Origin of the sequence: Vibrio salilacus, assembly GCF_002811245.1 — a bacterium.
GTDB lineage: Bacteria > Pseudomonadota > Gammaproteobacteria > Enterobacterales > Vibrionaceae > Vibrio > Vibrio salilacus.
Genome location: NZ_NIVQ01000020.1, coordinates 18229 through 30452 on the forward strand (window position 1 = coordinate 18229; position 12224 = coordinate 30452).

Consider the following 12224-nt stretch of genomic DNA (forward strand, 5'->3'; position numbering starts at 1 on the left):
AGAGCGCAAATCGTTACTTTTGCGCTCCAAACGTTATCAGAAGGTCACATATTTATGTGACCTTTTTTGTCTGACAAGAACGTCGTCACTTTTCGCTAGTGTTGATTACAAGTAGCGATTTTTCAAATGATCCTGAAAATGCTGCGCATTAAGTGTTTCCCCAGTTGCCGATTTCACCAATTCGTCGGTAGTTAGTAAACTTCCTTTGCACCAAATGTTGTCCGACAACCAAGTGAAGATTGGGGTTAAGTCGCCACTTTGAATAGCCCCATCCACATCGACGCTTTGTTTCATTGCAGCCATAAATTGCGCCGCATACATCGCGCCCAAGGTGTAACTTGGGAAGTAACCAAACGCGCCATCAGTCCAATGAATGTCTTGCATGCAGCCATTTTTGAAGTTGCCTTCGGTTGACAAGCCAAGGTATTGTCGCATTTTCTGGTCCCATAATTCAGGCACGTCAGTGTGCTTGATATGACCATTGATCAAATCACGCTCGATTTCGTAGCGTAAAATGACATGGGCTGGGTAGGTGAGCTCATCTGCATCGACACGGATGAAATCTTTCTTTACTCGAGTATAAAGCTTTTGGAAGTTTTGCTGAGAAAACAGCGCCGAGTCATGATCGGTAAAGTGTTTGCTTGCCAGTTGGGATAGATGGGCGATAAAAGGTTCGCTGCGGCCAACTTGCATCTCAAAAAATAGTGACTGTGATTCGTGGATCCCCATCGAACGAGCTTCACCTGATGGCAGGCCCGCCAACAACTTTGGTAGCCCTTGTTCATAGCGTGCATGTCCAGTTTCATGAACGATGCCCATTAATGACTGAACAAACTCACTTTGGTCGTAACGCGTGGTGATACGCACATCGGTAGGCACGCCGCCACAAAAAGGGTGAACACTCTCATCCAATCGACCATGATTAAAATCGAACTGAAGAAGTTTCATGACTTCTAGTCCAAGGGCTTTTTGTTTCTCGCTGTTGAATGTTCCTTGCGGTGTCATGAATGGCTCTGAGGCTTGTTTATCGATCACTTGGTCAATCAATTCCGGCAACCAAGTTTTTACTTCAGCAAAAATGTTGTCGAGAGACGCTGAACTGGTACCAGGTTCATAGATATCAAGCATGGCGTCGTAAGGGGTTAGCCCATTGGCCTCGGCGCGGATTTGAGCTTCTTCTTGCGATAATTTAACCACCTCTGCCCAGTTTTTTTCAAAGCCTTGCCAATCGTTGTCACCGCGTTGGGTGCGCCACGCGTGTTCACATTTTGAACCCGCCAGAGATTTTGCTTGCACGAGTGACTCGGGGAGCAAGTTAGCTTGTTGCCACTGGCGTTTGAGCTCTCGCAGGGTGGCTTGTTCAGTGCCATCAAGGTTCTCATGGTCAGCTTGCGCAAACCACTCTTCGAGCTGAGGTTGTGTTTGCAGTGAGTGAAGGTGCACTGACAGCTCTGCCATCGCTTCACTGCGCGCTTGGTTTCCGCCTGCTGGCATCACTGCGGCTTGGTCCCAGCCACAAATTGCCGCTAGGTGATTAAAGTGAGAGATTTTTTGTGCATGTGCTTTTAATTGATTGAATGCGCTCATCGTTCGCCTTCCATGACAGTATAAAACCTTGAGTCTATCAACCTATTAAGGTAACACCAAGTCGCTTAATCGCGATATTAATCCTCTTTATTAATAGGTTAGATAATAGTGTCGGTAATTAAATGATTGACCCGTTAAGCTAAGTATGACAATAAAGAGTGAAAACAAATCAGGGAAGTAAGCTGTTGTGATAGAAAATTTTGAAGCGTTTTTGATCGCCATTACCATTTTAACGCTAACGCCGGGGTTAGATACTGCGTTGGTATTACGCAATTCATCGCGCGGTGGTTTTGCCGATGGTTCAACAACCAGTTTGGGCATTTGCTTGGGGTTATTTGTCCATGCCACTTTTTCTGCGATTGGTATTTCGGCCATCTTAGCGCAATCGGCTGAACTATTTAATGCAGTTAAAATGGTTGGTGCGGCGTACTTGATTTGGCTTGGCGCAACAACACTCAAGAGTGTTTGGCAGGGCGAGTTGGGTACGGTTAATACGCAAGCCCAGCAACGTCAATTGAACTTAACGCGTTCACTGCGCGAAGGTTTTCTGTCGAATGTACTTAATCCAAAAACGGCCGTGTTTTATCTTGCATTTTTACCACAGTTCATCAATCCAGAAGGCTCAGCTTTTTTACAGTCATGTTTAATGGCCAGTATTCATTTTGTCATTGCGATGGTGTGGCAGTGCGGTTTAGCTGGGGTGCTTAACTCGGCCAAAAACTTATTGCAAAGTTCAACCTTTATGAAGCGCATGGAAGCGACCACGGGTGTTGTGTTGGTGGGTTTAGGCGTGAAGTTGCTGATTGAGGAATAACATTCTGTATTAAACATTGATTCCAAACAGCCAGAGTTTTCGCTCTGGCTGTTTAGTTTGGCTATGAAAGAGGGAGTTGGCGAATCACACGTTGAATATCATTGCCATACTTGATTCGTTGACGTGTTTCTTCCAATGCATACATCTGTGTTTTCTTGGCCGCGGAGTTGGCGCTTCTTCCTTCCATCACGCTATTGCCAGTCGAAGATTTTTCATCATCCAATCGTCCAGGAATTGTTTTCACAAGCGTCCAGCCAAGGCTACCAATCGATCGCGCTGTCATGATTCCTTGGTAGATGGTATAACCCCGAGCCCTGACTTTTACCTGGCCAAGAAGAATTTTAGTGTAGCCGCCGTGAATAGGTGCAGGGGTATAGGTCATGGTTTTTCCTCCCTGAATCATTTTTGTTGCAATAACTTGGCCTTCAGAGTTCCCCAGTCGCATTGCAGGATTAGTTTTGCGCGCCCATTCTAAGTTGTAGTCTCCAGAGGGACGGATTTTATTCCACAGCCGCGAGCCAAGGCCTGGTTGAGTGACGTCGTCTAATGCGCCCCCTGCTTTAATCCAACGAAGATTTTGTACCGATTTGTACGCTGAGTACCCGCCGCTAACGATGCCAATAATATCGAAAGGAATCGTGATAATATCTAATGTGCGTGATATGTCGCCGTCATCGATGACTCCCGATGCAATTTGAAGAGCACCACCTGTCAAGCCAGCAAGGCCACCAATAATGCCGGCAGCCAATACTAGACTCGAACCACCAGTTGGCGCTGCTAAAGCGATACCGATAATGCTCGTAACAACGCCAAAAACGCCGAACAGTATTTTACTGATATTGAGATGACCACTAGGGTCGGTAAAGTTAATAGGATCGTTATGGCAGTAAACGTAAGCGTTATGTCCACCTTGGTTAAAAGGCGCTAAGCTATCGGGCGCGTTGAAACGCATCAGTTTCGGTTGATAGATACGATAACCTTGCCCTAAGTGATAGCCTTCAAGAACAGGATCGAGCCATTCGCCATTAAACCCTAATCCATAAGGTGAACGGGTCATTGACTGTGCCATCGCCAATCGAACTGAGGTAGGAAGTAAAGAGACACCGCCAACCACTGCTGCCGTTTGGCCTATCTTGACTAAGAACTCTCGTCGGTTTAACGGAGTAATTAACATCGATTCGTTATGCTTCATTGTCATTCTCCGCTTGATCGCGTTGTCCGAAAGGAGTGTAGCGGTATACCGCGCCAGTTTGCCCTGGTGCGTTGTCTGCGACTACTGAGCCATTTTGATCGGTAGCTAACATAGAGATAGCGTCACCTTGCTGTGACCATTTAGGTAAGCCATCATGATAGACGAAGTTTGTGACGTGCCCATTGTGTTTCATTGAGCAAAGGTCGTTCCACAGGTATTCAAAATCGCGAGATTCATCACTCGATTGCTGATGCACGAGGCGGTCATTACTGTCGTACGCGTAGTCCCAATCAATGCCATTTGCGTTGACGCTTGCCAAACGATCAAAGTTGTCATACTCAAGCAGCCGTCCCTCTGCGTCTTGAATCATATTGCCATTCGCATCGTAATGGATGTCAATTGATGGGGGGAGCGTGGGATGTGTGTGGCTGATCCGGGTTAACTGACAAGGATCATCAGACTCATAGTAAAAAGTGGCGAGATCTTGTGCTTCAGCGGTTTGGCAACGCTGAGTTTGCATATTACCTAACGAGTCATAATCCCATTCAATGCAAGTGAGAGGCTGACTCCAATCACTCATCGGGCCATTACCTAGGAAGGTTACTTTGGTCAGTTGGTTTAGCTCATCGTAGGTGTAGTTTTCGGTGACCTCACCGAAGGTTGCGCATGTTTTGTTACGAGAGGCGAGCAAGCCAAGAGCGTTGTAAGTTTGTGATTGCTCAAAAATATAGTGATTATTTAACGCGACAGCCCGATTGATTTCTCTGCTGTGGTTATCCCAATCAATTTCGGTGATTTGAGTGTGGCCAGCTGAGACCAGTTGCTCGATGATGATACGGTCAAACTGATCATATTGATAAGAGAGCGTAGCAGCAGCAGTACTGAGTTTAACTAATCGACCGAGCTCGTCGTAACCATACTGACGGTGTTCGTCGTCTGTTTGGATAGATGAAATTACGCCGCCTGGAGAGTAGGTGTATTGTCGAACGTTGTTATTGTTGATCTCTGTTTCTGGTAAGCCCGTTAGGTTATAAGTAATACTGCTTTGACTGCCACTGTTATCAAAGCTTTCGCTAGGCAATCCTGAGATTTTATCATAGCGATATTCGGCGCTTTGACCACCACAGGCTTTGCTACTTAGTTCGCCTAACTGAGTATCTCTGGTAAAGGTTCTCAATGGTGATGATAGGCTTGATTCAGACTCTGGTATATTGCTGCCGTCACTATATGTCCATTCTAGAGAGGGTTGGGGGCTTGAACCACGGTAAAGCGAGAGGGGGCGCCCTAGGCCATCCACATCGCGCGAACCGACAAGTTGTTCGCCAATTTTGACCTTTGTCACTTGTGATTGTTCAGTGTGCGCAGCATATGTAATTTGTTGCGACACTTGATTAGCTTGCGTGACGTTAATGACGCGATCAAAGTGGTCATATGAGTAGTGAGTAGATTGATTGAGAGGGTTCGTTTCTTGTACCAATCGCCCCCAATTGTCGTATTGATAGAGCCAGCTTTGGCTACCTTGTTGTTTGCGCTCTTCTAGCCCCCAGTTATTCAAGGTACTGACCGTGACTTCTAGCCCTTCAATGCCTTGTGTTTTTTGTCGAGTGGCGAGGTTGTTAAATGCAATCTGACGACATCCGTTAGCAAGTATGGTGGCCTTTAGTTGTCCCCAATCATCATATTGATAGCTTTCGGTCTGTATTACGGATATTTTGCGGTCATTGACATCAGGAAGGGTATCGAAGGTACTTTTGCTTTTAAGTCGACCTAGCTCATCGTACTCTTTCTGCCAGACTAACGTGTTATCTATCTTGGCATTGAGCTCCCGCCCTTGGCCATCCCAGCTTTGTTCGCATTGATTACCCTTACAATCTGTCAGGCTCATTATCTGACGCGCATCACCAGTGTTAATCGTGTATTGATAAAAACGTGAAGCACTGCCTTCAATGCTTTCTTGAGTGATACGGCGTAAAGAATCATATTGAATTGAACTGCGAATGCCATCTGCGTCGATGTGATGTGATAGTTCGCCAATGTCGAGGTAGTGGCCAATGACTAAGTTAGTTTGGCTGTTGTCGTGACAGACTAATTGTTGATGCTCTTCAATTGTTTCACTGTTCAATACATATTGATAGCTGGTAGTGGTAGAGTAGCGATCGGTTTGATGAAGAATGTCATTTTGGATTGAAGCCAGTCGGCCCAACGAGTGTATTTGGCTACTTTCAGTATGATAGTGATAATGACTTTGATAGCGCTGGTGGGCATCTTCGACGCTTAATACGACATTATCATATTGGTTTGCTCCCGTAATCGTGGTGTATTGGTAAGAAATTTGGCGTGTGTCGTCCGTGCCATTAGTTAGTGTTCTCGATTTTACAAAGTTGGCCATACCAGACGGAGAGGCAGGGCAACCGATTTCACCGTCGGGCGCATAATATTGATACTGTTCGGTGATGTTGTTTTCGTCAGTAAATAACAGCATATTTCCATACCTGTCATAGTCCCAGACTCGAATCTGTGTATGGCTGTCATTATCCATTTGCCATGTCTGTTGTTCTGTATTGATTAATGCGTATTGAGCAGGTTGATCGTCAAATGATGTGTTATCGAGCGCAGGATATCCGAGCTTTTTACAATAGGTTGTTTTACCGTTAACAATGCGTTCTTCTTCAATCAGTAAATGGAACTGGTTGTAGGTTTGTTTAGTTTCTATCCCACCATTCTCTATTTTGCTAACTTGGTAAGTGTATGTACGCCCTCTCTCTAATAGATTATCGAGGCCTTCTGCTAAATCTCCCCCCAATACACCATAGCCCATAAAGTTGTGGTCACCTTCTCCGACGCAGGCATATTGAGTGGAGATAATAGGTGAGTTACGCGTAAGTACCTCATGTTGCGTCACCGCAGGTAAGTAGGTGTAAGCCTCAACTCGAATTCCCTCGGCGACATAGGTGATCCGCTCTTGCAATCCACATGGATGAGTGACTGTTTCGATCAGATTAAAGTTGCCGATTGATTTATAAACAAAGTCATAACTGCCAACGCCTTCAGCCAGGTGGAACTGAACCAATTTTTCATTAGATAAGGTTAGCCAGAAATCGGCTTGATGAATCATTCCCACATTGGTAGAGATAGTGACTCTGGAAGTGCTTTGGTATTCAATTTCTAGTAATGGTGAAGTTTGAGAGCCTCTATCGTCCCACACTTTAGTTAGGCGTTTACCATCGCCGATATCAAGCCACTTGAAATTCAGCGCATGACCATCGTTTTGGATGATTTTATTGATATAGCCCTCTCTATCTAAAATGTCTTTACGACCATTGCGATAGGTAATTTGGTAACCATTAGAGTTTGTTGAAACCGTGAAGTCTAATAATTTTTTATAACGAATGTTGAGCTGATCATTTGGAGCCAATTCTGCGCGATACGATTGCCCATTGGCAAGGTGCAGCTGTTTTTTCTCGATATCATAGCGAGGAAGATTCAACGTCCAGCCTTGGCCAAAGCCGAGATTCTCTCTACTGTAGGGTGAAAACTGAATCGAAATATCTAAGTTCGGCCCTTTTAACCAGTTACCAAGTAACGAGCCGAGTAAAATTTGATAAGAATAGCTTAGCGTTCTTTGATCGACGCCACCTGAGCAATAACTGTCGAAGTTAAATGCATTTGAAGTCCAGTCAGACATGTTTTATCCTTTAAAAGAAGAAGTTAGCCCAGATTTTCTGGGCTAAAACTAGAGTGGTTAGCAATCGTTATTGGCTAACGAGGTTCCATTGGGTGTAATCCCAACGTTGACCACCGCCAGTAAACTCGCTTTCTGGATAAGTCAGTTTTAACGGGGCTTTATTGCCATATTGATCAAATGCGGTAAAGCGATACTCACTTTGAGTGTCGTTTTGAGAAGTATTCTGAGTTGAATAGAGAAGCTTGCTAAGGGTGACCGAGCGAAGCTTTTGGTTGACTCTCCACTCTGCAGTGCGGCCTTCTTGTGCGGCGTTGTTCCACACATAATCGTGAGTTACGGTTCGCTCTTGGCCTGGTATAAATAGGAAGCCTTTGACAGACTTAAACCCCTCTGGACAATCAGCAAAACAACCAAGCCACGTGTCATTTAAGAATTCATTATCTTGGTTTGACTCATGCCCATTATCTACAGAAACCTTAACCAGTTTTAAAGAGGGGTCATTAGGGGTAATATAGAAATTACGAACTTCGGCATACTCAAAGTAGAATTCATCGTAGTCTTCTTCTTCCCAAACTTTTTCGCCTTCACCTAGTTCAGCGAAGTCATTCGCTGTGTATACAACTGGTTGGACCGCCTGATAGATAGCATTCTCATCGCGTGGATTTGCACAGGTGTCATAAGTTGTGTTGTCGTCAAATGTGATTCGAGCGCACACGGCTCTGAATTGGGCTACTTCTGTGCCGTATATCCATGCCGTGATCAGGTTCTGCGGGTTAGATGAGAGGTGTGAAGTTGGTAGGCTCTGAGCGTATGAATAACTAGCGCCCATTTGGTGAACGTAATCATTTTCATTAAAGGTGAAACCCCAACAATTTAGAGTGCCGGAGCAGTCTTGGTCTTTGGTTAGTTCGTCATTGGTAGTCTTTATGTAAAACGAGAGCGCGCTTTTTACTTCGTCATCGCTAACGCTTAAGTCATTGCCGTCCTCATCAGTAAAACTAACAGTAACGTTCAGCCTAGACTGCATTCTCCCGTTAGCAAAAAAGGGCATCGGGACACCGTTACTTTCGTTGTGATCCGCTGATAAATCAATAGTGGGTTTATGGTCACTACTGATACCAGCCAAAGTCGAGCTTGTGAATAGAAATAGAGTGAGTAATAAATACGGTTTTAAATTGAGCATAGAAGTTCCTTTTTTCTGTTTAGCTTGGAATTAGTTTGTTGATTATTGTTGCAGTGATTCGACTAAATATTGCTCTTTTTGATTGGATTATAATCAGGCTAAACGTAAAGAATAAGATTGTAAATTAGTGTAAATAATAAACTCTAATAAAATAAATTAGTTTTTTTATTTAAAAATCAAGAGGTTAATTATTTGATTGGTAAGAATTCAGATAAGTTCAATGGTTTTTTGTTATTTTCTTTATTGGAGGTGGGTATTTTCAAATTTTTTTATAAAAATTTATATTATTTCTATCTATATTTCTCGGAAGTGTTTTATATATAAAAGGCGTTGGTTTATTAAGGATTTTGTTAAAGATTTTATTTTGACAAAATTAACGAGAGTTATATGAAATGATTATTATATGTTGATGTAGGAATCATAATGAAATCTAAACCTCCAGTTAAAAAGGTATATGACTAATCTACAGTCTACCGTTTGGCATATAGCATTGTCCTACCATTGTTGGAGTTCTTTAATATCATAAAAGCATGGTTTGAATATAATATCTTGATGTTGAATTGCTTTGGTTCATCATTGAAGACTAGGTAAGGCGAGAGCATTTTGTCATTGAGTGCTGGCTCGAGTTCTTGAACAGAAAGTAAGTTGACCTTACCTGTTACAAGAAAGCTTGAATTGGAGTGAGGCTGTGAAACTCCTTTGAAGCTAAGCATGATGGGATTGGCGAGAGATTCATCTTGCAAAGAACTAAGCTGAGTAATCCTATTATTTTTGACACGCGTAAGTCTGTCACTGCGTAATATATCTTCGCTAGTAATCATGTCTATCACACGGTGGTGGTACTGTACATCTTGTGTTTTTGAACTATGTGGCCAAAACCAGGTGGTAGCGAAAAGTACGCTAGAAACGGCAATAGCAAGATAAGACTTCATAATGGTTCACTGATGAATTGTTTGATGATACGAGACGCTTGTGCAAATTTTTCTTGGGTGTAAAACACGTTGATAGATTTTTTCGTTTTTTTATTTAGCCAAGATAACTCGGAGTATTGTTCATTTTCTTCAATATAAACAACACACTGGCATTGGTTTTCTTGCAAAAATGCTCTTAGCTTTTTTGAAATTGGTAGATTGGGCTCCATGTAAACTTCAAGTGAGCCAATGGCATAGGATACTAGTCGATTGGCTGCTTCTTTATCATCAAGGTGTTGATAAAACTTGCTGAGACCTAAAAGAATTGTCCCAGTTAGTAGACTGAATGTAATCAAGTAGCAAACGAAATCTTTGTAATGTCGGAGTGAGAGGAAGCGAGGGTGGGCGAAAATACATGTTGAGTGAGCATTCGGTGGGGCCTTGAAAGAAGTTGGAACGTCACCAGACGGTTCGAAAAAAATCGTTCCTTCAATCAGCCGATAGCCGACTTTGGGCACTGTGACAATCGGTGACTCTTTTACTCCTAGTTGGGAAAGTGCTTGTCTGATAATACTGATACTTTTACTTAACGATGCCTCGCCAATTATTTCATTTTCCCATGCGTGTGACAGAAGCGTTTGTTTTTTGATCAGGCTAGGAGAATGACTGATCAATAAGGTAAGTATACGAGATTCTCTATAGCCAACGAGAATAGAGGTCTGCCTATTGGAAAGCACACACTTAATAGGATTATATGTAATCATGTGACATTGATCTAATTATAACTATATTCAAAAAATGTGTTTAGTTTCATGGATAACAATTGTTGTAGTCAACCATAATTATGCATAGTTTTAATGTTTACCCAATAATTACAACGACTGTGATTAACTAGGAGTGATGATTGAGGCCGGATTAGATTCTGTTCTGATAAGAGATAAGAGATAAGAGATAAGAGATAAGAGATAAGAGATAAAATTTAAATATATGCGTCAGTTTATTATAGACAACTGCCCTATGCCAAGTTGGACTAAGGGCAGTGAAAGATCAAAGATTCGCTATCGAATAAACTGCCATGCTGCTTTGCTTAATGAAGCATCGTAATACGAACTATAGCGTATGAGAGAGTGATGGAGTTCAATATGGATCTTACGCTTTCAGTGGCTCAATCTTCTTTGATGATGCCAGCGATGAAAAGAAGCATTTGGTTTCCTCTATTACAACATGACGAAGGGCAATCAAACCGATCAAGTTTGGAATCGCCATTAAACCGTTGACAATATCGGCAATAACCCAAATCATATCTAAGTGAAGGAATGCGCCAGACGCAACTAAGCAAACATAAATCAATTTGTAAGGTAACACGGCTTTAGTGCCGAATAAGTACACGACACAACGCTCACCATAGTAGTTCCAGCCTAATATCGTTGTGAACGCAAAGAACATTAACCCGATGGAAACTAGCATTGGCCCAATGGTGCCAGAATTTAAGCCCACAGCAAAAGCATGCGTTGTCATTGCCGCACCTGCAAATTCACTCTGCCAGGCACCTGTTAGGATCAGAGCGAGACCAGTCATAGTACATATGATAATGGTATCAAAGAAAGTCCCCGTCATTGAAATAAGGCCTTGCTTAACACATGAGTCTGTTTTTGCTGCGGCGGCTGCCATTGGCGCGCTACCTAGACCTGATTCATTGGAGAATACGCCGCGCGCAATACCCGATTGAATCGCGAGCATAATGCTTGCCCCTAAGAAACCGCCGGTTGCCGCTGTCGAAGTGAAGGCTGAAACTAGCACTAACTCAACCGCATCAAACAGTTTATCGGCATTCATGATGATGATACTTAAACAGGCCAGTACGTAAAACAGTGCCATGGTCGGGACAACTTTGCCTGCCACCTTTGCGATGGATTTGATACCACCTAAGGTGACAAATGCCACGAGAAGAGTAAGAACCGTCGCTGAGATCTCACGTGATAGTCCAAATGAAATCTCGCTTGCATCAAGGATAGCGTTAACTTGTGGGAAAGTACCAATACCAAAGCAGGCAACCCCCAAGGCAAAGACCGCAAACATCACCGCCAGTGCTTTAGAACCAACACCATACTGGAGGTAGTACATCGGGCCACCGATCATCTGACCTTTGTCGTCTACTTTGCGGTATTTTACTGCCAGCAAGCACTCAGCATATTTAGTTGCCATGCCAAACAAAGCCGCTAGCCACATCCAAAATAGCGCGCCAGGGCCACCGAGTTTTATGGCCGTTGCCACACCGACGATATTTCCCGTTCCTATGGTTGCTGATAGAGCAGTACAGAGCGCAGCAAAGCTTGATACGTCCCCTTGTTTATTAGAATCGTCTTTACTAAAGACCATCTTAAGGGCGGTAGGAAGGTGCCTAAACTGAAGTAAGCCTAAGCGAAAAGTGAAGTAAGCACCGGTTCCGACTAATAAAATCAGTAGCGGTGGGCCCCAGACAAAATTGTCGATGGTAATAAGTAAAGTGTATAGGTTATCCATGATTTCCCCTTAATTGATAAAACTAAATTTAAGGAGAAGAGGGAAAGTGCAGAGATCGGGATCTCTGAAAAGCGATAGACAGGCGAAGCCAACTAGCGGATTAGATCTTTCCACTCCTCTGTCCTTTTGCCTGAGAGTTTCACTTTACGGGCGTAAAGCTTGCTCCTTCGGCGACCGATTAAACGGTTCTCTCCAGAGGTTCCTCCAACAACAGTCCTCGCTACCTAGGTAGCACCTGAAAGATTTACTTCTTCGGTAGGTTATTCTGGTCAAATGTTAACATTTGGTTAATAACCACTCTCCTGCTGTCTTCATCGGAACAATTGCTC

8 protein-coding genes and 2 riboswitches are annotated in these 12224 nt (G+C 43.4%); of the genes, 1 reads left to right on the forward strand and 7 read right to left on the reverse strand.

Features of this window, described 5'->3' with window-relative positions:
* Positions 1-105: 105 nt before the first annotated feature.
* On the reverse strand, positions 106-1587 hold the full coding sequence (locus CDZ87_RS13120) for a carboxypeptidase M32 (RefSeq protein ID WP_100753950.1): 1482 nt from the start codon (positions 1585-1587) through the stop codon (positions 106-108).
* A gap of 187 nt (positions 1588-1774) precedes the next feature.
* Here CDZ87_RS13120 and CDZ87_RS13125 point away from each other — a divergent pair, with 187 nt between their 5' ends.
* Positions 1775-2401 (forward strand): LysE family translocator, encoded by a 627-nt coding sequence (locus CDZ87_RS13125; protein WP_100753951.1) that lies wholly within the window; start codon positions 1775-1777, stop codon positions 2399-2401.
* Positions 2402-2462: 61 nt separating this feature from the next.
* Here CDZ87_RS13125 and CDZ87_RS13130 read toward each other — a convergent pair whose 3' ends face one another.
* The 6 genes from CDZ87_RS13130 to CDZ87_RS13155 all read right to left on the reverse strand — a co-directional run bounded on the left by CDZ87_RS13130 (position 2463) and on the right by CDZ87_RS13155 (position 11895).
* Positions 2463-3593: an RHS repeat-associated core domain-containing protein gene (locus CDZ87_RS13130; protein WP_100753952.1), complete on the reverse strand. Its 1131-nt coding sequence runs from the start codon at positions 3591-3593 to the stop codon at positions 2463-2465.
* Positions 3583-7278, reverse strand: a complete 3696-nt coding sequence (locus tag CDZ87_RS13135; protein ID WP_100753953.1) for an RHS repeat domain-containing protein — start codon at positions 7276-7278, stop codon at positions 3583-3585. The genes CDZ87_RS13130 and CDZ87_RS13135 overlap by 11 nt, the downstream gene beginning before the upstream one ends.
* Positions 7279-7345: 67 nt before the next feature.
* A complete protein-coding gene (locus tag CDZ87_RS13140; RefSeq protein WP_100753954.1) occupies positions 7346-8461 on the reverse strand; it encodes a hypothetical protein in 1116 nt (371 codons plus the stop codon).
* Between the two features lie 470 nt (positions 8462-8931).
* Positions 8932-9393: a hypothetical protein gene (locus CDZ87_RS13145; RefSeq protein ID WP_100753955.1), complete on the reverse strand. Its 462-nt coding sequence runs from the start codon at positions 9391-9393 to the stop codon at positions 8932-8934.
* Positions 9390-10136, reverse strand: coding sequence for a winged helix-turn-helix domain-containing protein (locus CDZ87_RS13150; protein WP_100753956.1), 747 nt, complete (start codon positions 10134-10136; stop codon positions 9390-9392). Before CDZ87_RS13150 ends, CDZ87_RS13145 begins: the two co-directional genes overlap by 4 nt.
* 385 nt (positions 10137-10521) lie before the next feature.
* A complete protein-coding gene (locus tag CDZ87_RS13155) occupies positions 10522-11895 on the reverse strand; it encodes an alanine/glycine:cation symporter family protein (RefSeq protein WP_100753957.1) in 1374 nt (457 codons plus the stop codon).
* 115 nt (positions 11896-12010) lie between these two features.
* A riboswitch (glycine riboswitch) is annotated at positions 12011-12094 on the reverse strand.
* Positions 12095-12096: 2 nt separating this feature from the next.
* A riboswitch (glycine riboswitch) is annotated at positions 12097-12210 on the reverse strand.
* Positions 12211-12224 lie beyond the last annotated feature (14 nt).

Bases quoted from the DNA above. Each gene is read 5' to 3' on its own strand.
- CDZ87_RS13120 (WP_100753950.1), bottom strand. From the start codon at position 1,587: ATGAGCGCATTCAATCAATTAAAAGCACATGCACAAAAAATCTCTCAC.
- CDZ87_RS13150 (WP_100753956.1), bottom strand. From the start codon at position 10,136: ATGATTACATATAATCCTATTAAGTGTGTGCTTTCCAATAGGCAGACC.
- CDZ87_RS13155 (WP_100753957.1), bottom strand. From the start codon at position 11,895: ATGGATAACCTATACACTTTACTTATTACCATCGACAATTTTGTCTGG.
- CDZ87_RS13135 (WP_100753953.1), bottom strand. From the start codon at position 7,278: ATGTCTGACTGGACTTCAAATGCATTTAACTTCGACAGTTATTGCTCA.
- CDZ87_RS13130 (WP_100753952.1), bottom strand. From the start codon at position 3,593: ATGAAGCATAACGAATCGATGTTAATTACTCCGTTAAACCGACGAGAG.
- CDZ87_RS13140 (WP_100753954.1), bottom strand. From the start codon at position 8,461: ATGCTCAATTTAAAACCGTATTTATTACTCACTCTATTTCTATTCACA.
- CDZ87_RS13145 (WP_100753955.1), bottom strand. From the start codon at position 9,393: ATGAAGTCTTATCTTGCTATTGCCGTTTCTAGCGTACTTTTCGCTACC.